Annotated in this window: 15 protein-coding genes and 1 pseudogene; 5 read left to right on the forward strand and 11 right to left on the reverse strand. The window is 69.0% G+C overall.

Annotated elements, in window-relative coordinates:
* Positions 1-15: 15 nt before the first annotated feature.
* The 6 genes from AC3A5K_RS05010 to AC3A5K_RS05035 form a co-directional block, all read right to left on the reverse strand.
* A complete protein-coding gene (locus tag AC3A5K_RS05010; protein WP_487616422.1) occupies positions 16-1,824 on the reverse strand; it encodes a carboxypeptidase regulatory-like domain-containing protein in 1,809 nt (602 codons plus the stop codon).
* A complete protein-coding gene (locus tag AC3A5K_RS05015; protein ID WP_487616423.1) occupies positions 1,821-4,100 on the reverse strand; it encodes a hypothetical protein in 2,280 nt (759 codons plus the stop codon). Before AC3A5K_RS05015 ends, AC3A5K_RS05010 begins: the two co-directional genes overlap by 4 nt.
* A complete protein-coding gene (locus AC3A5K_RS05020; protein WP_487616424.1) occupies positions 4,097-5,275 on the reverse strand; it encodes a BatA domain-containing protein in 1,179 nt (392 codons plus the stop codon). The genes AC3A5K_RS05015 and AC3A5K_RS05020 overlap by 4 nt, the downstream gene beginning before the upstream one ends.
* Before the next feature lie 4 nt (positions 5,276-5,279).
* The gene (locus AC3A5K_RS05025; protein WP_487616425.1) at positions 5,280-6,182 is read right to left on the reverse strand and encodes a DUF58 domain-containing protein; all 903 of its coding nucleotides are present in this window, start codon (positions 6,180-6,182) and stop codon (positions 5,280-5,282) included.
* An 8-nt stretch (positions 6,183-6,190) separates the two neighbouring features.
* On the reverse strand, positions 6,191-7,192 hold the full coding sequence (locus AC3A5K_RS05030; RefSeq protein WP_487616426.1) for an AAA family ATPase: 1,002 nt from the start codon (positions 7,190-7,192) through the stop codon (positions 6,191-6,193).
* Between the two features lie 130 nt (positions 7,193-7,322).
* Positions 7,323-8,021: a DUF4159 domain-containing protein gene (locus tag AC3A5K_RS05035; RefSeq protein WP_487616427.1), complete on the reverse strand. Its 699-nt coding sequence runs from the start codon at positions 8,019-8,021 to the stop codon at positions 7,323-7,325.
* Positions 8,022-8,129: 108 nt separating this feature from the next.
* Here AC3A5K_RS05035 and AC3A5K_RS05040 point away from each other — a divergent pair, with 108 nt between their 5' ends.
* Positions 8,130-8,498, forward strand: coding sequence for a hypothetical protein (locus AC3A5K_RS05040; RefSeq protein WP_487616428.1), 369 nt, complete (start codon positions 8,130-8,132; stop codon positions 8,496-8,498).
* Between the two features lie 197 nt (positions 8,499-8,695).
* On the opposite strand, the gene AC3A5K_RS05045 is transcribed toward AC3A5K_RS05040, so the two are convergent.
* The 3 genes from AC3A5K_RS05045 to AC3A5K_RS05055 form a co-directional block, all read right to left on the reverse strand.
* Positions 8,696-10,030, reverse strand: coding sequence for a TldD/PmbA family protein (locus AC3A5K_RS05045; RefSeq protein ID WP_487616429.1), 1,335 nt, complete (start codon positions 10,028-10,030; stop codon positions 8,696-8,698).
* A 12-nt stretch (positions 10,031-10,042) separates the two neighbouring features.
* The gene (locus AC3A5K_RS05050) at positions 10,043-11,677 is read right to left on the reverse strand and encodes a TldD/PmbA family protein (protein WP_487616430.1); all 1,635 of its coding nucleotides are present in this window, start codon (positions 11,675-11,677) and stop codon (positions 10,043-10,045) included.
* A 173-nt stretch (positions 11,678-11,850) separates the two neighbouring features.
* Positions 11,851-13,485: a TldD/PmbA family protein gene (locus tag AC3A5K_RS05055; RefSeq protein WP_487616431.1), complete on the reverse strand. Its 1,635-nt coding sequence runs from the start codon at positions 13,483-13,485 to the stop codon at positions 11,851-11,853.
* 262 nt (positions 13,486-13,747) lie between these two features.
* Between AC3A5K_RS05055 and AC3A5K_RS05060 the strand changes: the two genes are divergently transcribed.
* Both AC3A5K_RS05060 and AC3A5K_RS05065 read left to right on the forward strand, forming a co-directional pair.
* Positions 13,748-15,559 (forward strand): DUF885 domain-containing protein, encoded by a 1,812-nt coding sequence (locus AC3A5K_RS05060; RefSeq protein ID WP_487616432.1) that lies wholly within the window; start codon positions 13,748-13,750, stop codon positions 15,557-15,559.
* Between the two features lie 103 nt (positions 15,560-15,662).
* Entirely contained in the window at positions 15,663-17,990 is a 2,328-nt protein-coding gene (locus AC3A5K_RS05065) for an alpha/beta hydrolase (RefSeq protein WP_487616433.1), read from the forward strand.
* Between the two features lie 63 nt (positions 17,991-18,053).
* Here the strand turns inward: AC3A5K_RS05065 and AC3A5K_RS05070 are convergent, their stop codons facing one another.
* Positions 18,054-19,151, reverse strand: a complete 1,098-nt coding sequence (locus AC3A5K_RS05070; protein WP_487616434.1) for a DUF5694 domain-containing protein — start codon at positions 19,149-19,151, stop codon at positions 18,054-18,056.
* 267 nt (positions 19,152-19,418) lie between these two features.
* Between AC3A5K_RS05070 and AC3A5K_RS05075 the strand changes: the two are divergent.
* Positions 19,419-19,611, forward strand: a pseudogene (locus tag AC3A5K_RS05075) (DUF885 family protein); the annotation flags it as partial.
* A 1,087-nt stretch (positions 19,612-20,698) separates the two neighbouring features.
* On the opposite strand, the gene AC3A5K_RS05080 reads toward AC3A5K_RS05075, so the two are convergent.
* Complete coding sequence (locus tag AC3A5K_RS05080) at positions 20,699-21,799, reverse strand: substrate-binding domain-containing protein (protein ID WP_487616435.1); 1,101 nt, start codon at positions 21,797-21,799, stop codon at positions 20,699-20,701.
* Positions 21,800-22,008: 209 nt separating this feature from the next.
* On the opposite strand from AC3A5K_RS05080, the gene AC3A5K_RS05085 reads away from it, so the two are divergent.
* Positions 22,009-23,691 carry an OFA family MFS transporter gene (locus tag AC3A5K_RS05085; RefSeq protein WP_487616436.1) on the forward strand — a complete coding sequence of 561 codons (1,683 nt, stop codon included), beginning with the start codon at positions 22,009-22,011 and terminating at the stop codon, positions 23,689-23,691.
* Positions 23,692-23,709: the final 18 nt, after the last annotated feature.

The following is a 23,709-nucleotide window of genomic DNA, read 5'->3' on the forward strand; positions in this document are numbered from 1 at the left end:
GTGGTTGCGGGGAGATTACGCCTCCGGTCTGCGCGCCGGGAGTCCGATGCGCGCGCGTTCGATCGACCACAGCGCGGCCAGCGCGAGCAGCAGTCCGATGGCCCACGGCCAGGACGGACCGCGCCGGTGCGTCGTCGACGCCGTCTGCGGCGCACCGGCGGCATCGCGGACCAGCGCGCGGGTGGCGGCCTGCAGCTGCGCGGCGTGCAGGGCCGGTGCGACATCGGCGTCGGCGACATGGAACGGCTGCACGCGGTCATCGTGCTGCAGACGGTGCCAGCCTGCGATGCGCGGCCAGAACCCGGCGCAGCCACTGGCGGGATCGGGCACCAGCGCCACGACCGCGCCGTCGGGCGCCTGCACTTGCGTCTCCGCGTCCACGTCGCACAGAGCGCCGCGCGTGCCGACGCGCATCCACGTATCGATCGCCGCGCGGGGATCGTCGCGCCGCGGCCGCGCCAGCGTCGCCGCCCAACCGCTCCACAGCGCGGCATGCAGATCGCCGCGTCCGGCCAGACCCAGACGGTGGCTGTCGGCCAGCGTGGTCACGCCGAGCCGGCCGCGCCCCACAGCCTGCCAGCGCGCCATGGTCCCCGGCGCCGGCCCGGTGAAGGCGACGCCGCCGCCCTGCATCGGCAGATACGCGAGTTCGGGGAGCGCTTCCTGGGCCAGACCGGGATCGAACGGCGCATCGTCGCTGCCCGGCCCCAGGCGGGCGCGCAATTGCGCACTGTCGTCGGGTCCGCCGTCCGGGCGCCAGGTGCGGGAGACGGCGAAGCTCAGATCGAGACCGGCATCGCGCAGCTGCGTGCGCAGCGCCGGCGCGGGCGCAACCGGCAGATGCAGCAGCACGCCGAGACCGTCGCGCATCGCCGCCTGCAGCAGCGTGCGCTGCGCCGCGCCCAGGTCGCTCCAGGCGCGGCCGTCCAGCACCACCAGGTCCTGGGCGTCGAGCAGCGCGCGATCCAGTCGTCCCGCATCGCCGAGCTGGGTCCCGCCGCCGAGCGTGACCCGCCAGCGCAACTCCATGCCCGCGTCCTCGGACCAGCGGCGCAGCGCGCGCACGTCGGGATTCGGCGCACCGGCCAGCAGCAGTATCTGCAACGGCGGCGCCGCGGTGACCACCACCGGCACTGCGACGCGTGTGTGCTCGCCGCCTTCGGCATCGAGCACGCGGATGTCGAACAACACCGCGCCCGGGCCGCGCACCACGCCATCGAGGGCGAAACGTCCGCTGTCGTCAGGCGTCGACAGCGCGACCCGGCGACCGGCAGGATCGTGCAGCGCGACGGTCGCACCGGCGATCCCGTCGATCCGCCCGCGGACGACGATGCCGGCACCGGGCGCGGCGGTGTCCGGCGCTTCGAGTTCGACCACGCCGGCCGGCAATGGCGGCGCAACAAACGCCACCGCGCGTGCGCCGGCAGCCTCGCGATCGCGTGGCTCCAGGCCGTACCCGACGATCTGCAGCCGGGCGACCTGCGGATATCGGCGCAGGGCCGTTGCTAGATCCGGGGCGCGTTCGGTCGATGCCGGAAGCTCCGTCGCTTCCGGCAGGGCGATGACCGCGCCGTCCGCATCCGCCGGCACACTGCCGCCGGCCGTGAGCACGGTGAGGCTGCCGCTGGCGACCGTCGATGCCGGCGGCAGCAGCGTCAGGTACAGCAGGATCGCGACCAGCGGTTGCAGCACCAGGATCGCAGCCGTGCGCAGGCCGCCGGGGCGCTGCGCCGAGGCTGTGCGCCGGATCGCCCACAACAGGCGCAGCGTGGCGAGCACCACGGCGATGGCCAGTACCGGGCCGAGTAGCTGTTCCGCCGTCATGGATCGACCTCACCGCGCAGGGCATCGAGATAGCGCGCGCCCATCGCATCCAGGGCAGGACGCGGCGCCGGCGTCGACGGCGGACGGCGCAACACGCTCCACAGCTGCGCGCGCAGGGTCTGCCGGCAGGCCGCGCAGGCGGGATCGCGACGCACGGTGTCGAGGGCGGCCATCAGCGCCAGCGGATCGTCGGCCTGCGCCGGATGCGTGCGCAGCCAGCCGGCGAGCGCGTCGAGATCGACGGCCTCGTCCCAGGCCAGCGCCTGCCATGCGAGATCGGGGGCGGCGACCGCATCGCCATCCGGACCGGGCACGCGACGCGGCGCGATCCCGTCGCGGTCGCCGCCGAGCCGTCGGCCCATGTCCACGGGCGGCAACACCGTGCCCACGCGGGCGAGATAGATGCGGTCGGCCTGCTGCACTTCCTTGATCAGCGTGAGCGCGCGGTTGGCCGGCGCCAGCGCACGCTGCGGTTCGGCCTGGCGCAGGTGCAGCTCGGACTGCCACATCTCGCGCAGCGCACTGCGCAGGATCTCGCGCGTCTTCGGATCGAGCAGGGTCGCGGCTTCCGGCAGGTCGTGGGTGTGGCCGAAGGTCTCCAGCACGTCCTCGGCGCGGCCGAAGGTCGTCGCATCGCGCGGCGCACCGCCATGGTCGTGATCGTGGCCATCGTCGTGGGCGTGGCCGTCGGCGGCGGCCGGGTCGGCGTCGTCCTCGTCGTGGTCGTGGTCGTGGTCGTGGTCGTGGACGTCGTCGCCGGCCGCCGGCAGCGGCGTGTCCTGCTGGCCGAAGTCGTCGATCGGCAAGGGACGCCGCGGCGGCGGTGCGGGTTCGGGCTCGCCGTCGGCGGTCGGCAGCGGCCGACGCGGCGTGCCTTCGCTTTCCTCGCCGAGGAACTGGCCATAGCGCAGGCGCAGCAGACGCTGGTCGACGCCGATGATGTCAGACCGCGCGGCGAAGGCATCGTTCGCCAGCGCCGCACGCTGCGCGATCAGCGCCTCGGCATCGATGATGATCTGGCGCTGGCTGCGGAAGTACGCGGGCAGCACGTCGCGCGCCAGACCTTCCAAGCCGTCGGCGTCGGGCGGCACCGGCACGGGCCAGCGCAGGATCAGGCTTGGCCCGGTGGCGGCCTGCGGCTGCGGCGCGCGGTTGTCGGTCACCCGCAACTGCGCGACGAGATCGCCGCCTGCCTGCAGGCCCAGCGCGATCGGATCGAGCGTGGCCTCGAACCGGCGCGCGCGCGGCGCGCCCTGCCCGCGCAGCGTGCGCGTGCTGTCTTCGAAGGTGATGTTCTCGCCGGTGCCGCGGGTGATCGTGATGCGCAGCTGCGCATCGGCGGCCACGCCGTAATCGTCCTCGGCCTCGAACACCAGACGCCAGGCGCGCTGGCCGGGCATCATCGTGGTCAGCGTGCCCTCGGGCTCACGCACGCGCACCAGCGGTGGACGATCGGGTACGGCGTCGATCCGGTACGGCTGCGCGCGCGCGGCGGCGCCGTCCACGTCGCCATCAACCGCGACGCGATAGAGCATCGATCGCGTCAGGCGCAGGCGTGCGACCCAGTCCTCGCCCACGCGCTCGAAGGCGATCCCGCTGTCGTCAAGACGTTCCAGCCTCACCGCGTCCGGCTGCGGCGAGAACCGCAACGTCCACACCAGCTGCGCGCCCTCGGGCGCCTGCGCATCCAAGGTGTCGAGCACCTGCGCCGGCAGGCCGGTGTAGGCCGGCGGCTCGATCCGCAGCTGCTGGGCCTGCAGCACGGGCGGTCCGGCCGCTGCCGCACGCGACGCGGCAGCATCTGGCGCGACCGCATCCGACGGTGCAAGCGCAGGCCACATCAGGGTCACCACGACAACCAGCGCACCGCCCAGCCATGCGAGCGCGAGCGCGCGCCACGGCCACGGCACGGATGCCGGCATCGTCGGATCGCGGGTGATGCGTTCCGCCAGGCGGGCCTGCTGCAAGGTCTGCAGCGGCGACAGCGTGCGCGCGCCGGCGAACAGCAACGCCGCGCTGTCGTCCATGTCGGCACGTGCGGCGTCGAGCCGCCGCGCCAGCCACGCCGTGTCGCGCTGCCGTGCCTGTGCGAACGCGATGGCACCGACGATCGCGAGCCCGATGACAGCAAGCGCGACTGCAATGGCAGGTCCGGACAAGCGCGCACCGACACCGGCCACGGCGACGATGGCGGGCAACCCCAGCGCGAGCACGCGCGCAGCCGCCCGCAGCCGCGCCGCGCGCAGGGCCTGCTGCAGACGTGATGCGTGCGTCATGCGCCGATGCTCCGTCGCCGCGTGGTCGCGAGCCAGCGTTCGAGCAGGAACACCAATCCGATCAGCAGCGCCAGGACATCACGCAGATCGCGGACATCGACCGCGCGCGGCGCAGCGGCGCCGACGCCGCCCCGGGTCGGCGCATGGCTGGCGGCGTCGACCTGCGTCGGCGCGGGCGCCGGCCGCATCGCCGCCAACAATGACTTCGGAAAGGCGCCGTCGAGGGCGGCCGTCAGGCGCGCGGGTGCCAGTGGCCGGGTCACGCGCAGTGCGCGCCCGGCGCCCAACTGCGCCGCTTCGAGCGTGACCGCGCCGTCGGCGTCGCGCCACAGCGGCGTCCACACTTCGATGCCATCGCGATCGGTGGTATCGCCGAGCAGCGCGGTGCCCCCCTGCGCGATCCAGTCCCGCAGCGCGTCCGGCATCGGGCCGGCCCGCATCCACGCCAGCGGCACATCGCCATCCGGCAGGCCGTCGCCATCGAGAAGATCGAGCGTCGCGGGCGTGGCCTCGGGCTGCCAGGACAAAGCGGTCGCGCGCAGGATGCGCACCGCATCGGGCTGGCTGCCGTCGTGACGGATCGCCAGCGGCGTTGCATCCGGCATCGTCGGGGCCGGCGTCGAGATGCCGGATGCGGCCCCGGCAATGCGCCAATCCACCGCGCGACCCAGCACGATGCGCTGCGCGTCGACGGCGTCGAGCACCGGCGGCACGACGACAGTGAGTGCGATCTCGGCCGGCAGATCGGCATCGAGTTCACGCACCAGGCTGGACAGCGTGGCGTCCGGATCCGGCGCGGGCGCCGGCGTTGCCGCGTCGATCAACGGAAATCCGGGCACCAGCCAGCGCCGCTCGCTGTCGGCCGCGTTGGCGACGTCCGCACCGGCGACGACGCCGGGCACGATGGCCACCACGCGCACCGGCGCACGGTGTTCACGCCAGACCGGCTGCGCCAGCCACAGCGCGAGCAATGCCAGCAGCAGCAGACGCAGCAGCAGCAAGGGCCAGTCGTCGGATCGCAGGCGCTGCCGCGGACGCGGGCGCTGGTACAGCCATCGCAATGCGGCGAACGGCGTCGGCCGCTGCTCGCTGCGCCGCGCCAGGTGCAGCAGCAACGGCAGGGCCAACGCGGCGAGCGCAGCCAGCGCGGCGGGCAGCAACAGGCCGAATCCCATCCGCTCAGCCCCCTGCCGCGCGGGTGTCGAACAGCTGGCGCAACACCGTCTCCGGCGAGGCGTCCAGCACATGGCGGGCATGGCGGATGCCGGCGCCGCCGAGGCGCGCATCGAGGTCGCGCTGCGCGGCCTCGAAACGCGCGAGGTAATCGCGGCGCAGCGCCGGGCCATCGCCGAGCAGCGCGTCGCCGGTTTCCGGATCGACGAAGCGACGGCCGTCGCGGAACGGGAACGTGTATTCCTCGACAGTCAGCACCTGCAGCGCGATCACCTCGCGCCCGGTTGCCGACAGCCGTGCGAGCGCGTCCACCGCGCCGGGATCGAACCAGTCACCGAACGCGACGACCAGATCGCCGCGCGCGATGCGCGCCCAGGCCGGTGTGCGCTGCGCTTCGGCAGGCCAGACGCCGGACGCCGTCGCACCGGCCAGCATCTGGCGCAGCCGGTCGCGCTGGCGGGGGCCGACGCCGGGATCCGCCGGCGGCAGGCCCTGGTCCGGACACAGCACCAGCCCGCAGGCATCGCCCTGGGCCCGTGCGATCTCGACCACGCACAGCGCCAGCTGGCGCGCCGCGTCGAAGCGCGACCAGTCCGGACGCGCCTCGTCGGCCTGGGTCATCGAGGCGCTGGCATCGAGCAACAACCAGATGCGCAGCGGACTCTCGCGTTCGGCCTCGCGCACGAACAGGCGGTCGCTGCGCGCATAGAGCTTCCAGTCGATCCGGCGCGGCTCGTCGCCCTGCTCGTAGCCCCGGTACTGGGCGAATTCCACACCGGCGCCGCGGCTGAGACTGGCATGCAGGCCGATGCCCTGCCCGCCGCTGGCGCGCCGCGGCAGGATGCGCAGACCACGCAGGCGCGCCCGCAATTCGGGCGGCAACAGATCCGGGGCAGCGGGGGCCTGCATGGCGGGCGTCAGCGGTCCGGCGCGGGTACGGCGCGCAGCAGGCCGGCCACCACCGCGTCGGGTCCCATCCGCGCCGACTCGGCCGCGAACGACAGCACCAGGCGATGGCGCAACACGGGGGCGGCCAGCGCAGCCACGTCTTCGCGGGTTGCCGCGAGGCGCCCGTGCAGCAGTGCACGCGCCTTCGCGGTCAGCACCAGCGACTGGCCGGCGCGCGGACCCGCACCCCAGCGCACGTTCTCGCGCACGATCTCCGGCGCGTCGTCGCCGGGCCGGGTCGCGCGCACCAGGCGGTTGATCCAGCGCAGCAGGTCGTCGCCCACGTGCACCTGGCGCACCAGCGCCTGCAAGGCGAGCAGGTCCTCGGCGTCCATCACGCGCGGCACCTCGGCGCCGGCGGCGCCGGTGGTCTGCGCGAGGATCGCGAGTTCCTCGGATTCGCCGGGATAGTCCAGCGTCACGTGCAGCAGGAAGCGGTCGAGCTGCGCCTCGGGCAGCGGCCAGGTGCCGGCCTGCTCGATCGGGTTCTGCGTCGCCAGCACGAAGAACGGCGCCGGCAGCGCGCGGGTCACGCCGGCGTGGCTGACGGTGCGCTCCTGCATGGCTTCCAGCAGCGCGGCCTGCGTGCGCGGCGGCGTGCGGTTGAGCTCGTCGGCCAGCAGCAGGTGAGTGAACACCGGGCCTTCCTGGAAGCGGAACTGGCGACGACCGGTGCCGTGGTCTTCCTCGAGCAGCTCGGTGCCGAGGATGTCGCCGGGCATCAGGTCGGGCGTGAACTGGATGCGCCGGAAGCTCAGGTCCAGCGCCTCGCCCAGCGTGCGCACCAGCAGCGTCTTGCCGAGGCCCGGCACGCCTTCGAGCAGCGCATGGCCGCCGGCCAGCAACGCGACCAGCAGCTGTTCGACGACATCGGTCTGACCGACGACGTTGTGCGCGATCGCCCCGCGCAGGGCATCGAGCTTCGCGCGCCAGGCGGCGAGATCGGCTTCGGTGGGATCGGTGACGGTCATACGTGCCTCGTGAGATGCGTGTGGCTGTAGTTTTTTCTGTGGGAGCGCGCTTGCGCGCGACGGGGCTCTGCCGGGAAAGCGCGATCGCGCGCAAGCGCGCTCCCACAAAAAAAGCGAGAAGAAATGCGGGTCACGCGGTCAGCGCGTACATGACGATATTGACGGCGAACTTCGTGTTGTCCTCGGCCAGAAATCGCTTGTTGCGCCAGTCGTAATCCCATTCGCAGCCGTAGTCCTTGTTGCTGTAGAGCACGGCCAGGCGCCCGTCGATCTCGATGCCCTTGAGATAGTCGTGCACCAGATCGTCGCCCCAGCCGTTGAGTTCGAAGCTCGTGGCCGGCGGCCCGTCTGGAAAATGGAAAAAGCTGCGGTAGAGCGCATGCGAATTCGGCAGTTTGCGCATTGCATTGCCGCCGAAGATCGCTGCCATCTGCCGCTCGAATGAGACCGCGAACAGCCCGTCGATGTCGTGGTTGCAGTCGTCGACGAACACGAAGCCGCCATTGCGCACGTAACGTTCGAAATTGCGCCGCTCCGCCGGGCTGAACTCGACCAGCTTGTGCCCGGCCAGATAACAGAACGGCGCCGCGAGCATCTTCGGATCCGACAGCGCGATCACGTGTTCCTCGGGATCGACGCGCAGATTGGTGTAATCGACCAGCGACGTCAGCAGGTTCGCCGGCATCCGCGCATCGACGTCCCAGTCGCCGGATTCGTAGCGCAGGCGGGTGAACCAGAAGTCGTAGCGCGCCGATTGCGCGGCGAGTGGCGACAGCGCCATGCCTGCGGCGGCGCCGAGCAGCAGTTGCAGGGACTGGCGGCGATTCATGGCGCTGGCGCCCTGCTTTGATGCATTGCGACGCGGCAATCCGATAGCGCATCTACAGGACTGACGCCGCTGTGGCTGTGGCTGCGGCTGTGGCAGTTGATTTCGTTTTTGCTGCTGCTGTTGCTGCCGTCGTTGCTGTTGCTGTTGCTGCAGCTGTTGCTGCTACGCCACAACGAATCGCCGACCCAAGCTGCAGACCCGGAGGGCGCCGCACATGGATGTGCGGCGTTTTTCGATCGAGCCATGGATGGCGAGTCGAAAAATCCCGGAACGGATGAAGGGCCGGATGTGCTCCGTCGGGGAGACGTTTTTCTTTGGTTCCGTTTCTTTTGGCGTCTACCAAAAGAAATGAACTCGGCCGCGCCAGCGGACGAAAGCGTTCGAAGCATCGCCTGCGGCGAGCAGGAGCAGAAACAGTGCTTCCTCTCGCCTGCCGGCGAGCGACTCACTTTTCTTTGTTGGCCCAAAGAAAAGTAACCAAAAGAAAGGGCCCGAGCCCCGACGAAGCAGCCCCACGTCGTGAGGCGTTCCGGGATTTTCCGACTCGGCATCCTGCCTCGGTCGGAAAACGCCGCACATCCATGTGCGGCGCCCTTCGGGTCTGCAAACTGCACTGCAGTCGTCACGAGACGCAAAAGCCTCCCGCTCGCAGACCGCGTCGAATCACTGCGTCCTCAGACCGCATCCGACAACGACGTAAACGTGAAGTCCCGCAACCGCATCGGCGGCAGCATCATCACCATCGACGACTCGTCGCCGCCCACACGCACCGGGCGGCCCAGCTCGTCGATGTTGTTGAGCATAATCACCGGCGACTCGTTGAAGCGGAAATTCTTCAGCGGGTACTTGATCTCGCCGTTCTCGATGTAGAACGTGCCATCGCGGGTCAAACCGGTCAGCAGCACGGTCTGCGGATCGACCATGCGGATGTACCAGGTGCGCGTGACCAGGATGCCACGGTCGGTGCCGCGGATCAGGTCGGCGGTCGAGCCTTCGCCGCCGGACATCAGCAGATTGCCCGGGCGACCCACAGCGCGCTTGCCCTGCTGCTGCGCCCAGAAACGCGAGTAGTCGAGGTTGGCGATCTTGCCGTTCTCGATGATCGGCATGCGCTCGCGCGGCAGGCCGTCGCCGTCCCACGGCATGACCGCCGCTTCCGGGTGCCAAGGGTCGGAGATGATGTTCACGCGCGGGTCGTAGACCTGCTCGCCCAGCTTGTTGCCGCCGCCGCGCTTGGACAGGAAGCTGCGGCCTTCGTCGGCGGTGCGCGCGTCGAAGAAACGCATCATGAAACTGATCAGACCTGCAGCTGCGGCCGGCTCCAGGATCACCGTGTACTTGCCCGGCTCCAGCGCCTGCGCCTCGGCAGAATCGCTGGCCTTGCGCATTGCCACACGCACATCGCGCTCGGCATTGAACGCGCTGGCGTCCTTCAGGTTGCGGCCCACCCAGCCCGAACCACGGCCGTCTTCGGTACGCACGGTGCAGGTGTAGTTGAAGTTGGTCGCCTGCTGGTAGCCGAAGTTGCCGTTGCTGTTGGCGAAGGCGACGAAGTTCTTGCCGTCGTCGAGGAAGCCGGCGGCGATCAGCTGTTCGGCGCGGCAGGGCGCGATCGAACCGGCGGCCACGTTGGCGCGGAATTCCGGGGTGATCGCGGCCGTCGATTCGCTGAAGGTCGGGCTGGGGCGGTACTCCTGCTTGCCGATCGCCGGCAGGAATTCCGGGTTTTCCGGTGCCAGGCGCGCCAGATCCTCTGCGCGCTTGACCACGTTCTGCAGCGACGCGTCGTCGAAGGCATTGATGCTGGCCGTGCCGACGCGCTTGCCGAAGGCGACCTGCACCGCGAGTTCGGCGTTGGTGACGATGCCGCTGGTGGACACGTTGTTGAGCGCGAAGCGGATGTTGCCCGCGACCGAGCCGGCCAGCGTGGCCGTGCATTCGTCGGCGGTGGACAGGGCGACGGTCTTTTCGAGGATCTCGCGCGCCTGGGCTTCGGTGAAGATGGTCATGTTGGAGTCTCCTTAGCCGAGCGAACGCGCGGTATTGATCACGTTGATGCCGTCGAAGCGGGCGGTGGACGAACCGTGCGAGACGGCCGAGACCTGGCTCGGCTGGCCCTTGCCGTCGAAGAACGAACCGCCGAGGCGGTAATCGCTTTCGTCGCAGATCGCGGTACAGGCGTTCCAGAATTCCGGCGTGCGGATCTGGTAGGCCACGTCCTCGATCATGCCGGCGATCTGGCCGTCCTTGATCTCGTAGAACAGCTGGCCGCCGAACTGCGCGTTGTAGCGCTGCTGGTCGATCGAGAACGAACCGTCGCCGATGATGTAGATGCCGTTCTCGACGTCCTTGATCATGTCTGCGACGCTGAGCCTCGTCTTGCCCGGCGCCAGCGACACATTGGGCATGCGCTGGAACTGCACGCTGGACCACGAATCGGCATAGCAGCAGCCGTCGGATTCGGTCTTGCCCAGGATGTGGGCCTGGTCGCGGATCGCCTGGTAATCGACCAGCTTGCCGTCGGTGATCATGTCCCAGCGCTTGGTCGCGACGCCCTCGTCGTCATAGCCCACGGCGCCGAGGCTGCCTTCCTGGGTCTTGTCGGCAAACACGGTGACGATGTCGCTGGCGTACTGGAACCGCTGCTCGCGCTTTTCGAGCGTGGCGAAGCTGGTGCCGGCGTAGTTGGCTTCGTAGCCGAGCACGCGGTCGAGTTCGAGCGGATGGCCGATCGCCTCGTGGATCGTCAGCCAGGTGTGCGACGGGTCGAGCACCAGGTCGTAGCGACCCGGCTTGACCGACGGCGCCCGCAGCTTTTCCTGCGCCTGGCGGGCCGCGGCGATCGCGTCCTCGCGCATGTCGTAGGACTTGTTGTAGTTGACCACGCCGTTGGGCGAGACGATCTTGCCCGACGCCGCGCCGTCCAGATATTCGTAGCCCATGCCCATCGGCGACGACAGGCCGCTGCGGGTGCGGAACTTGCCGCTGGCCTTGTCGATCGCGGTCACCGTCATCGGCGCCCAGATGCGGTGCACGTCCTGGTCGATGTAGGAACCGTCGGTGCTGGCGAAGTATTTCTGCTCGTTGACCAGGAACAGCGTCGAGTTGACGAAGCTGGCACCTGCGCCAATGGCGGCGGCATTGACGCCCAGCAGCAGCTCGACCTTCTCGGCCACCGGCACTTCCATGCCGTTCTTGCGGATAGGCGTGCGCCACGCCGTCTCGCCCACGCCCTTGACCGGCGCCAGCTGCACGGGCGCGGTCTGCACCTTGGAATTGGCCATCGCGATCGCCGTCGCCTGGCGCGCGGCTTCGGCCACGCCCTGCTCGGTCAACGTATTGGTCGCCGCGAAGCCCCAGGCCCCACCCGCGATCACGCGCACGCCGACACCGATCGATTCGGTGCTGACGACGTTCTGCACCTTGTCTTCGCGGGTCATCACGAACTGGCGCAGGTAACGTCCGACGCGGACGTCGCAGTAGGTCGCGCCGGCGGATGTCGCGGCGTTGAGGCCGGCATCGGCGAGCCGTTTCTTGAAGCCGATGTCCAGCGTGGACACCAGCTGTTCGGCGGCGATGACCTTGCCGAAGACGGCAGGCAGCAGCAGGCCGCCCGCGCCGACACCAGCGAGGGCGAGGAAGTCGCGTCTATGCAAGGGAGCTCTCCCGGAACGTAGGTCCGCGATGTGCGGACGGGTTGGCAAGGCGGCGGCGCATCCATGCGGGCCATCCCGATTCTTGACGCTGCGTGCAGGCAGCGTCAAATGACTTTTGGCATGGGTACGGTGACGCAGGTCGCATCGCCCTGCGGCGACGCGACGTGCAGGCCTCACCCCAGGTTGCGCGCGGTATTGATGATGTTGATGCCGTCGAAGCGCGTCGTCGCCGAGCCGTGCGATACCGCCGAGACCTGGCTGGGCTGGCCCTTGCCGTCGAAGAACGAGCCGCCGAGGCGGAAGTCGCGTTCGTCGCAGATCGCGCTGCAGGCGTTCCAGAACTCCGGCGTGCGGATCTGGTAGGCGGCGTCCTCGACCATGCCGGCAATCTCGCCGTCCTTGATCTCGTAGTACAGCTGCCCGCCGAACTGCGCGTTGTAGCGCTGCTGGTCGATCGAGTACGAACCGCGGCCGTGGATGTAGATGCCGCGCTCGACGTTGCCGATCATCTGCGCCACGGTCAGTGGCGTTCTGCCCGGCGCCAGCGAGACGTTGGGCATGCGCTGGAACTGCACGCTGGACCACGCATCGGCATAGCTGCAGCCATCGGATTCGGTCTTGCCCAGGATGTGCGCCTGGTCGCGCGTGGTCTGGTAATCGACCAGCACGCCGTCCTTGACCAGATCCCAGCGCTTGCACTGCACGCCTTCGTCGTCGTACCCCACGGCGCCGAGGCTGCCCGGCTGGGTCTTGTCGGCAAAGAAATTGACGATGTCGCTGCCCCAGCGATAGCCCTCTTCGCGCTTGTCGAGGGTGGCGAAGCTGGTGCCGGCGTAGTTGGCCTCGTAGCCGAGCACGCGGTCGAGTTCGAGCGGGTGGCCGACATTTTCGTGGATGGTCAAAAACAGGTTCGACGGATCGAGCACCAGGTCGTAGCGGCCCGGCGTCACCGAACGCGCGGTCAGCTTCTCGCGCGCCTGGCGCGCGGCCGCCTCGGCATCGGCGCGCATGTCGTAGGCCTGGCCGTAGGCGATCACGCCACCGGGCAGTTCGAAGCGCTGCGCGGGATCCGGCGTCAGGTATTCGTAGCCCAGACCCATCGGCGCCGACAGGCCATCGCGGGTGCGGAACTTGCCACTGGCCTTGTCCAGCGCGGTCACGGTGAACGGCGCCCAGATCCGGTGCACGTCCTGATCGATGTAGGAGCCGTCGGTGCTGGCGAAATACTTCTGCTCGTTGACCAGGAACATCCGCGAGCTGACGAAATCCGCGCCGGCCGCCGTGGCCGCGGCGTTGACGTCCATCAGCAGTGCGACCTTTTCCTCCAGCGGCACGGTCATGCCGTTGCGCCGGACCGGCGTGGCCCAGTTCACCTCGCCCACGCCGCGCACCGGTGCCAGCTGCACCGGCGCGGTCTGGATGCGCGCATTGGCCTTGGCGATGGCCAGCGCCTGGCGCGTAGCCTCGGCGATGCTGTCGGGGTCCAGCGCGCGCGTCGCCGCGAAGCCCCAGGCGCCATCGGCGATCACGCGGATGCCGACGCCGGTGGATTCCTCGTTGACCACGTTTTCGACACGCGTCTCGCGGGTCATCACGTATTGGCGCAGATAGCGCCCGATGCGCATGTCGCAGTAACTGCCGCCGCCGTCGCGCGAAGCCTGCAGGGCGACATCGGCCAGGCGTTTCTTCAGCGCCGGATCGAGCGTGCTGGCGAGATCCTCGGCGGCGATCGCGCGTCCGATGCCGCCCGGCAACAACAGGCTGCCCAGTCCGATGCCGCCATAGGCCATGAAGTCGCGACGCCGCATTGCATTCTCCCCGCGGCGATGGCCGCACATCACCCGATTCTTCTGTGCGCGTGGTGCATGCGTCAAATCGATGTGCCCCACGCGCGATCTGTCACGCGCGCGATCTGTGATGTGCGACCGCACTCGACGGGCTGCACCGGAACGCGACGCTGCGCAAACGCGCCTCCACCTGCGCATCCAGTTTCCGCCACCATCGGCACATGCAGCGCCCCGGCGACGCCCCTATGCTTGGAGGCTGTCCCAATGCCCGGAAACCTGTCGCATGCGCCGTTCCCTGCTCGCCGTCGCCGTGCTCACCGCTGCCCTCGCCGGCTGCAGCCGCGAAGCCCCGACATCGTCCACCGCCGCGCAGGAAGTGCCTGCCGCCACCGCGCCCTCGCAGGCCGATGCCGCATTCGCGGAACTCTCGAAGCGCTATCTCGACGAGGCCATGCGCCTGTCGCCGATTTCGGCCACGCAGATCGGCGACCACCGCTTCGACGCAGAGGTCGACGACCTCTCTGCAGCGGGCCGTCAGGCGAGCCTCGACTTCAACCGTCGCACCCTGGCCGAACTCGACGCGATCGACCTCGCCCAGCTCTCGCGCGAGAACCACGTCGATGCGCTGATCCTCAGGAACACGCTCGAATACGGCATCTGGGATGCCGAAACGCTGCAGAGCTGGGCCTGGGATCCGCAGACCTACAGCGGCCTCGCCGGCGGTGCGATCTACGGCCTGATGGCGCGCGAGTTCGCGCCGGTGCCCGAGCGCCTGCAATCCGCGGTCGCGCGCATGGAGAAGATTCCGGCGATCTTCGCCCAGGCCCGTGAGAACCTCGATCCGGCGCGCGTGCCCGCGACGCACGCACGCACCGTCGCCGCGCAGAACCGCGGTGTGCTGTCGCTGATCGACACCTTCATCACGCCCAATGCCGACCAGCTGCAGGGCGAGGACCGCGCGCGACTCGATGCCGCGGTCGCCACGCTGCGCACCGCGGTCGACGAACACCAGGCCTGGCTCGACGGCACCCTGGTGCCGAACGCCAAGGGCGAGTTCCGCATCGGCGCCGAGACCTACGACCAGAAGCTGAAGTTCGCGCTCAATTCCTCGCTCAGCCGCCAGGACATCCGCCAGCGCGCGGAGGCCGAGCTCGTCCGCATCCGCGACGAGATGTACGTCGTCGCGCAGACCGTGCTCAAGGATCGCGAAGGCGCGCCCGAGACGCCGGCGCAGCCGAGCGAGGACCAGCGCCAGGCCGCGATCGAAGCGGCGATGGAAGTCGCCTACGCCGACAAGCCGGGCCGCGACGAGGTCGTCGATTTCGCCAAGCACACGCTGGATGTCGCGACCGAGTTCACCCGCCAGCACGATCTGGTCACGGTGCCGGACGATCCGGTCAAGATCATCCTGATGCCGGAATTCCAGCGCGGGGTCGCGGTCGCCTACTGCGATTCGCCCGGCCCGCTCGACAAGGGCCTGGACACCTATTACGCAATCTCGCCGATTCCCGACGACTGGGACGATGGCCAGGTCGATTCGTTCCTGCGCGAATACAACAAGCACATGATCCACGTGCTGACGATCCACGAAGCGATGCCCGGTCATTACCTCGAAGGCGCGCATTCGGTGAACCACCCGTCGACGCTGCGCGCGGTGTTCCGCTCGGGTCCGTTCGCCGAAGGCTGGGCGGTCTACACCGAGCGGATGATGGCCGACGCCGGATACGCCGACAACGATCCGCTGTTCCGTCTGATGCAGCTGAAGTTCTACGCGCGCGCCGTGGCCAACGCGATCCTCGACCAAGGCATCCACGTCGACAACTGGACCAAGGAACAGGCGATGGACCTCATGGTCCGCCAGACCTTCCAGCAGACCAGCGAAGCCGAAGGCAAGTGGATCCGCGCCCAGCTCTCGTCGACCCAGCTCGCCACGTATTTCGTCGGCGCGCAGGAGCACTTCGACGCGCGCAAGGCGGCCGAGGCCAAGGCCGGCGAGGCGTTCAACCTCAAGCAGTACCACGACGACATGCTCGCCCAGGGCGCACCGCCCGTGCGCTTCGCCCGTCAGCTGATGCTGGACGAGACGATCGAGTAACCGTCTGCCGGGATGCGCTGCGGCGCATCCCGGCCATGCACGGCGCCGGCACGCCAGGAAGGCGCCGAACGCGGGACGCACATGCCCGCCGGAGGAGTTCATCATGTCGCAGACCCACGTTTCCCGCGCGCTCGCACGGGCGCGCACCTTCGCGCAGACGCACACCGCGCGGCTGACCACACCGAATCCGGCCTGGACCGGTGCCTCCATTGCGGCTGCGGCAGCCGCCGTGATCGTGGTGCTCGCCCACGCCTGGCCGTTGAAGTTCCACGCCGACGTGCCCCACTGGGGCGCGCTGCTCCACATCCTATGGCTTTTGGTCAAGGCCGCAGCGCTGGCGTTGATGCTCGTCGTCGGCGTGCGGCTGGTGTGCCTGCTGCCGCTGCGATGGCTGATCGCCGTCGCGATGTCCACGGCAGTGGTCGCACCGTTGTTCAAGTTCTTCGCCTCCGACGGCTGGCGCTGGTACGCCGCCGCGTGGCTGCTGCTACCGGCCTCGCTGTTCGGTGCCGGCCTCGGCGTTCTGCTGTCACGACGCAGGACCGCCGCGCGCGGTCGTATACGTCTGGTCGCTGCCGCGTCGTGCCTGCTCGGCGCGGGCACGCTCGCCTGGGCCACGGTCTGGATGGTGGGTCCCGGCGACGCGGTGACCCCGCGCGTGATGCCCGCGAGCACGCTGCCGCCGCTCGATGCACCCGATCCCGGCGCGCGCGGCCCGTTTGCGTTCGAGGCCTTCACCTACGGTGCCGGCGACGATCGCCACCGGCCCGAGTACGCGGACGGCGTCGCATTCCGCACGCCCCGGATCGACGGCTCGCGGTTCGTCGAATGGAGCGGCCGCGGCGGCGAACTGCGCCGCGGATTCTGGGGGTTCGACACCACCGCCCTGCCGATGCAGGGGCGGGTCTGGATGCCGCAGGGCGAGGGGCCCTTTCCGCTCGTGCTGGCCGTGCACGGCAATCACCAGATGGAACATTTCTCCGACGCGGGATACGGCTATCTCGGTGAGTTGCTGGCCAGCCGCGGCTTCATCTTCGTCTCGGTCGACCAGAACTTCCTCAACAGCGGTATCGCCGACCTGCCGGAAGGCAAACCCGACGACGAGAATGACGCGCGCGCCTGGCTGTTGCTCGAACACCTGAGGCAGTGGCACACGTGGACCGCGACGCCGGGACATCGGCTCGCGGGGAAGATGGATCCTGAGCGCATCGCGCTGATCGGCCATTCCCGAGGGGGCGAAGCTGTCGCGGTCGCCGCCGCGTTCAACCGGATGGGCGCGTATCCCGATGACGGCACCCTCGCCTTCGATTACGGCTACGGCATCCGTGCGGTCGCGGCGATCGCGCCGGTCGACGGCCAGTACCGGCCGGGCGGCATCGGCACGCCGCTGCGCGACGTCAGCTATTTCACCCTGCAGGGCAGCCAGGACGGCGACATGTTCTCGTTCGACGGCGCCCGACAGGCAGAGCGTGTCCGCTTCTCCGGGGACACGCAGGCGTTCCGGTCCGCTCTGCATTTCGGCGGCGGGAATCACGGACAGTTCAACACCGACTGGGGGCGCTACGACATCACCCCGCCGTTCGGCTGGCTGCTCAACATCGCACCGCTGATGCCCGCGCCGGACCAGCGCCGCATCGCCGAGGTGTTCCTGTCGGCGTTCCTGGACACTACCCTGCGCGACGATGCGCGCTATCTGCCGCTGTTCCGCGAGCCCGGGCGCGGCGCGGCGTGGCTGCCCGACACGGTCTATGCCGCGGAGTTCGCAATGGCCGGCAGCCGGATCGTCGCCGGCTACGACGAGGACATCGACCCGACCACCGGCACCTGGCCGGGGACGCGCATCGACCAGCAGGGTCTGAGCGACTGGAAGGAAACGCGCGTGAGCCTGCGCCGCGGCCTGCGCGACATGCGCGCCGCCTACCTGGGCTGGACCGCCGCCGATGCGACCACGCACTACACGATCGCACTGCCCGAGGATGATCTCGCCGACGGCATGGCCGCGCTGCGGTTCTCGCTGGCAGACAGCGGGGCCACGCCCACGCGCGCGCCGGCGCCGGGCGCCGACACTGCCGGGCAGGCGCCGGACCACGACGGCATCGACCTGCATGTGCGCCTGACCGACCGCGCCGGCAACAGCGCGATGCTGCCGCTCTCGCACCACGGCGCGTTGCCGCGGATCGATCGCCCGGCGCTGTTCAAATCACCGAGCATCCGCCCCACCCCACGGCCCGAGCCGGCCTTCCAGACCTATGCCTTCCCGCTGGCGGACTTCGTCGCCGCCAATTCGGCCTTCGACCGGAACGCCATCGCGTCGATCGCCTTCGTGTTCGATCGCACGCGTGAGGGTGTGGTGCTGCTGCACGGGGTCGGTTTCGAACCGGCGTGGACCGCCGCGGACGACGCGCCGGCGCAGCCTGACGCCGTCTCGTGATGCGAGGCGGCGCGACCGGGGCTGCGCGCGCCGCACGCGGATCGTTGCAGCCCGACGACAGGCTCAGGGCACGCTGAAGTCGGGCTGCACCAGCCGGATCCCGAGGTGGGGCGCGAGCGCCCGCTCCACGTACGATTTGTGCGAGTGCCCGACGATGAACAGCAGGCGCTCGGGCTGTGTCGAGGCGGTTGCGTCGAGGACATTGACCGACATCCGCTGATTGCGCAGTTCCCACATCGCATACCGGAACCGTTCCACTCCGTCCGCACGCGCCTGGGTCAGCCAGCCGACCCATTGCGCGGCATCGTCGATCTGCGCCGCGCCGGAGTTCAGGTATCGGGTCAGGGCGAGCAGGTCGCCGTCTGTCCTGGCGAGACGCTGTGCGTTCTCCATGCGCGCCCACTGCGCGGACGCTTTCCAGGCATCGCCCCAGGCGTCGTTGGATGCATCGGCCAACGCTTCCGCAGGCAGACCGAACGTCCGCACCAACTCGTACTGGCTGTCGACGGGGAACAGACGCTGCAGGCCGAACTGCCGGGCCAGCGGCATCGCGACCCGCGCGACCTCGTCGGTGCCCTGCAGTCGTCGATCCAGCGCCTCGCGCGCATCCCCGGGCAGCGCCTCCGCGCCCGCGCGCGCTTCCGCCGACAGATACGACCATTGCAGTGCGGCCGAATCGAACTCGAACGCAGCCAGCAGATGCGCCACAAGATCGACGCGCGACACGTCCGACAGCGTGTCCGATGCGCGCGCCAGCGCTGCCTCGGCCGCCATCGTCGCTGCGACGCGATCCATGCTCAGTGTCTGCTGCAGCTTGCGTCCGTGCGCGACGATGGGACCTGCGAACTGGTCAAGGACGCGCTGCGCCGAGGGATCGTGCGCGGCGCGTTCGATCAGCAGCGCGATCTCGTCGGGCGGGATGCGTTCCACTGCGATCCGGGTCGGAGCGAACCGCGCCAGCGCGGTCAGCGTGTCCTGCAGATGCGCCGGCTGCAGCCAGTCGCGGAACGCCGACAGATGCACCGTGCCGAAGACCATGATGTCGTTGCGGAAATCCGGCGCCACGTGGGCGGCCAGCGCCGTCTCCACCGACGCCCCTGGCAGCGCATCGGCTGCGGCCACCGGCGATGCCGCGCTGCCCGCGACTGCGAGTGCCAGCAACCACCGGCGCCAAAGGTTCGCACACTTGCGCGGTGTCGTCCTCATGTCTGCAGCCTCCTTGCGGATCGGTGGTCCGATCCTCGCGCCCAGCGGCGTGCGCCCTCATGTGCCGTTGGTCACCAGCGCGGGCCACGCATCGACGCTACCGTCGCGCGCAGCCATCGTCTGCGTTCCAGGCGCACTGCCGCGATGTGCACTCCCGGGTCCGCGCGCGCCCTCGAGGCGAAGCGCTTCTCGTCGCCAACCAGTGCCCGGGACACGACGGCGACCGCCCAGCTCTCCTCGCCCCAGCTCGCCACGTACTTCGTCGGCGCGCAGGAACACTTCGACGCGCGCAAGGCCGCCGAAGCCAAGGCCGGCGAGGCGTTCAACCTCAAGCAGTACCACGACGACATGCTCGCCCAAGGCGCCCCGCCAGTGCGTCGCACGTCAGCTGATGCTCGACGAGACGATCGAGTAAGCGCGGACTGCGACGATCGCGCGTTACCTTGCGTTGCCCCGGCCCACCCCGGGGTAGCGCTTTCGATGCAGTGAAGACCGCAACCGAGGCGTTCAGCGCCGTCGGCTGTTTGCATACGAAAGTGGAAGACCGTCGTGCATCGGCGTCCGGGGCCGATTTTCATCGGCTCAATCAGGACCATCGGCGCCACTGATCTATGGAGCGTCGCCTTCGCCGTGCATCCGGGTGATGCCCGGTCGATCCTCGTGCGCATCTCATCGAATCCGATCCGCCTCTGGGCGAGACACTGGCTGCAATGCTGCGCCATCGTCCGTGGGCGTCTTCCAGACCCTTGTTGAAACCCGTCCGTTCGCCGGGATCTTCTGGGCTGCGTGACGGCTTCCTGTGCGTTCCGGAGGCGCCAAACTCGATTTCAATTGGGTGCGTCCTGCGACCATCTTTTTTGCCGGTAAAGTCGTTCTGAGCCTTCGCGCGCCCATCTGAGGGCTGCGCGAATCATCAGGTCCGGCCAGCATGGGAGCCGCGATGTTCACCCCGGAATTCACGAGCGAGACGGAACGCGAATTCGTACTCGTCGCCAATCACAACCTCGACTCCGATGAGGCAATACGGCTCAGCATTGCCTACAACCTGAGCCGAATCGCGTTCGGGATGACGCACGTAGCGCCGCGCTTCTAACGCTGCCGCCTGGTCTACGACATCCGGGGGCAAAGGTTGGCGGATGGGGTGATCCGCCGGATTCACCGGGCGCTCGATCCCCATTGCATTCTGGAGTTCAAACGCTGATGGGCATCCAGATCGTCATACGCGCTGCAGATATCGCCACGATCGAATCAACGCTGGGCGCACTGTCGCCGTCCATCGAGATCTTTCCAGTTCACGATGACCACTTCGGCGTCTCGATTCCGACTCGGGTGGTGGATGACCTGGGAGAGCAGGTCGTGCTCGGCAGCCTCTCCAGGCTGGCGTACTACGACCTCTGGGCCGGTCGTTGGCATCAACCGAACCCCGATGGAAGTTCTGGTGATGCGGACAGGTGCCTGCGTCGTTCGCACAGAGGCCTGTTCCGACACCGCCTGATCCGGCGTCAGGCCGCAGCGGGTTCGCGTTCTGACGCCCGTGCAGATTCGAACGCCTCCGCCAACGTCTGCACACGCCCGCAATAGCTGGGGTCGTAGCCGGGCAGCCTGCCGAGATCGCGGCGGAAGCCGTCGCTGCGCAGGAGTGTGAGCAGGTCGGTGAGCCGGCCGGAGTCGAGCACGTCGTTGTGGCACAGGAAGAAATAGTGCTCGGTGATCATCGGGAAGAAATCCAGCCCGTACTTGCGTGCGGGCGGTTCCAGCGCGAAGCCGACATCGGCGAGGCCGCTGGCGACGTAGGCCGACACCGCGGCATGGGTGAGTTCTTCGACGTCGCAAGCGCGGATGCGCTCGAAGGCGATGCCGTGGCGGGCGAGCATCGCTTCCAGCAGCAGGCGCGTGCCCGAGCCGGGCTGGCGGTGGATCATGCGGATGTCGGGCCGTTCGAGATCCTGCAGGGTTTCGATGCGCCGTGGGTTGCCCGGCGCGAGGACCAGCCCCTGCCGGCGCATGGCCAGATGGATCACGCGGTCGGCGTCGAGATCGAGGCGGTCGCGGTAATGCGCGAACAGGGCCGGCTCCAGTTCGCCGATCGGCAGGTGCAGACCGGCGATGTCGCAGGCGCCGCTGCGTAGCGCCGACAGCGCGTCGTCGGGGCTGCGGTACTTGAGATCCAGGGCCACCTCGGCCTCGGCCATCGCGCGGCGCAGCGTTTCGACGCCGAAACCGTGCGAGGCGTGGATGCGCAGCGGCGTGGCATGGGCACTGACGGTGCGCTCGAGCTCGGCTTCGAGTTCCGTGGCCAGGCTGTCGAGCATCGGCGACAGGCGCGCGGCGATCCGGTTGTCGGCCCAGACCAGGCGTTCGCCGATCGCGGTGAGTTTCGCGCCGCGGCCGCGGGTCATGCGCAGCAAGGGCTGCCCGAACACGGCCTTGGCGTCCTGCAGCTGGCCCCAGGCGTAGCGGTAGGACAGACCGATTGTGCGCGCCGCGGCCGCCAGCGATCCGGTCGCGCGCACGGCCACCAGCAGGTCGACCAGATGGGCCGGCAGGCGGGCGCCGTCGGCGCTTTCGAGTTCCCAGCGGGGCTGGATGCGGACCTTGTACATGGGACGACTCCGTCCGGCCGTGCTGCAACGCAATGCGCACCGGCCGCAGGTTCAATATGTTCTGGAGAGCCGGATATTCGACCAATGGAAGTGGCCCTGCAAGCGCGCCGGGCGTAGGGTTGCGACACTTTGTCGCATCCAATATGCCTTTCAGAGCATAAGCGGCCCCGTACCCACCATGTACCGGCGCATCCACCCGGGAGGATTCCATGGCTACCAGTTCCACCACGCATTCCGCCAGCAGCGCCCGCGAGGGCAGCCTGCTCTCGAAGGAACGCATCATCGCCAAGCCCGGTTTCAACCGCTGGCTGGTGCCGCCCGCCGCGCTGGCGATCCATCTGTGCATCGGCATGGCCTACGGCTTCAGCGTGTTCTGGCTGCCGCTGTCGAAGGCGGTCGGCATCGATGCCGCCATCGCCTGCGGCGCCGACATGAGCTTCTTCGCGCGCATCACCTCGGCCAGCTGCGACTGGAACATCAGCGAACTGCAGTGGATGTACACGCTGTTCTTCGTGCTGCTGGGCTGCTCGGCAGCGATCTGGGGCGGGTGGCTGGAACGCGTCGGCCCGCGCAAGGCCGGCTTCGTGGCCGCGCTGTGCTGGTGCGGCGGCCTGCTGATCTCCGCGCTCGGCGTGCACCTGCACCAGATCTGGATGCTGTGGCTGGGTTCGGGCGTGATCGGCGGTATCGGCCTGGGCCTGGGCTACATCTCGCCGGTGTCGACGCTGATCAAGTGGTTCCCGGACCGCCGCGGCATGGCGACCGGCATGGCGATCATGGGCTTCGGTGGCGGTGCGCTGATCGGCAGCCCGCTGGCCGACATGCTGATGCGCCACTTCTCGACCCCGACCTCGGTCGGCGTGAAGGAAACCTTCCTGGTGATGGCCGCGGCCTACTTCGTCTTCATGATGGCCGGCGCGTTCGGCTATCGCGTGCCGCCGACGGGCTGGAAGCCGAAGGGCTGGACGCCGCCGCCGGCGAAGGACAACGCGATGATCACCCAGGGCCACGTGCACGTGAAGCGCGTCTGGGGCATTCCGCAGTTCTGGCTGGTCTGGGGTGTGCTGTGCCTCAACGTGTCGGCCGGTATCGGCGTGCTGGGCCTGGCTTCGCCGATGCTGCAGGAAATGTTCGGTGGCCGTCTGATCGGTCTGGATGTCGGCTTCGGTGAGCTGAGCACCGAGCAGCTGTCGGCCATCGCGGCGATCGCCGCGGGCTTCGTCGGCATGCTGAGCCTGGCCAACATCATCGGCCGGTTCTTCTGGGCGTCGATGTCGGACAAGTTCGGCCGCAAGGTCACCTACTCGATCTTCTTCGTGCTCGGCATCGCGCTGTACGCCTCGGCGCCGACGCTCGGCAACGCCGGTTCGATCGCACTATTCGTTGCGGCCTTCTGCGTGATCCTGTCGATGTACGGCGGCGGCTTCGCCACCGTGCCGGCGTATCTCGCCGATCTGTTCGGCACCCAGCACGTCGGCGCGATCCACGGCCGCCTGCTGACCGCATGGGCGACCGCCGGCATCCTCGGCCCGCTGGTGATCGGCTATATGCGCGAGCATCAGCTGAGCCTCGGCATGCCGCCCTCGCAGGTCTACAACACCACGATGTACATCCTCGCCGGCATGCTGGTGCTGGGCCTGATCTGCAACCTGCTGGTGCGTCCGGTCAATCCGAAGTACTTCATGTCGCCGGAAGAACTGGCGCACGAGAAGCAACTGGCGCACGAGAAGGTCGACGCCAGCGGCAAGTCGCTGATCTCGCAGGACGAGATGGACCGCATCGGCGCGGGTGGCAACCCGGCACTGGTCGCGTTCTGCTGGGCCGCGGTCGGCATTCCGCTCGCCTTCGGCATCTGGAAAACGCTGGAGAAAGCCCTGGTGCTGTTCGCCTGAGGCACGACACAGGACCGG

Source organism: Luteimonas sp. Soil_C_5 (assembly GCF_057656615.1).

Bases quoted from the DNA above. Each gene is read 5' to 3' on its own strand.
- AC3A5K_RS05010 (WP_487616422.1), bottom strand. From the start codon at position 1,824: ATGACGGCGGAACAGCTACTCGGCCCGGTACTGGCCATCGCCGTGGTG.
- AC3A5K_RS05015 (WP_487616423.1), bottom strand. From the start codon at position 4,100: ATGACGCACGCATCACGTCTGCAGCAGGCCCTGCGCGCGGCGCGGCTG.
- AC3A5K_RS05020 (WP_487616424.1), bottom strand. From the start codon at position 5,275: ATGGGATTCGGCCTGTTGCTGCCCGCCGCGCTGGCTGCGCTCGCCGCG.
- AC3A5K_RS05025 (WP_487616425.1), bottom strand. From the start codon at position 6,182: ATGCAGGCCCCCGCTGCCCCGGATCTGTTGCCGCCCGAATTGCGGGCG.
- AC3A5K_RS05030 (WP_487616426.1), bottom strand. From the start codon at position 7,192: ATGACCGTCACCGATCCCACCGAAGCCGATCTCGCCGCCTGGCGCGCG.
- AC3A5K_RS05035 (WP_487616427.1), bottom strand. From the start codon at position 8,021: ATGAATCGCCGCCAGTCCCTGCAACTGCTGCTCGGCGCCGCCGCAGGC.
- AC3A5K_RS05045 (WP_487616429.1), bottom strand. From the start codon at position 10,030: ATGACCATCTTCACCGAAGCCCAGGCGCGCGAGATCCTCGAAAAGACC.
- AC3A5K_RS05055 (WP_487616431.1), bottom strand. From the start codon at position 13,485: ATGCGGCGTCGCGACTTCATGGCCTATGGCGGCATCGGACTGGGCAGC.
- AC3A5K_RS05060 (WP_487616432.1), top strand. From the start codon at position 13,748: ATGCGCCGTTCCCTGCTCGCCGTCGCCGTGCTCACCGCTGCCCTCGCC.
- AC3A5K_RS05065 (WP_487616433.1), top strand. From the start codon at position 15,663: ATGTCGCAGACCCACGTTTCCCGCGCGCTCGCACGGGCGCGCACCTTC.
- AC3A5K_RS05080 (WP_487616435.1), bottom strand. From the start codon at position 21,799: ATGTACAAGGTCCGCATCCAGCCCCGCTGGGAACTCGAAAGCGCCGAC.
- AC3A5K_RS05085 (WP_487616436.1), top strand. From the start codon at position 22,009: ATGGCTACCAGTTCCACCACGCATTCCGCCAGCAGCGCCCGCGAGGGC.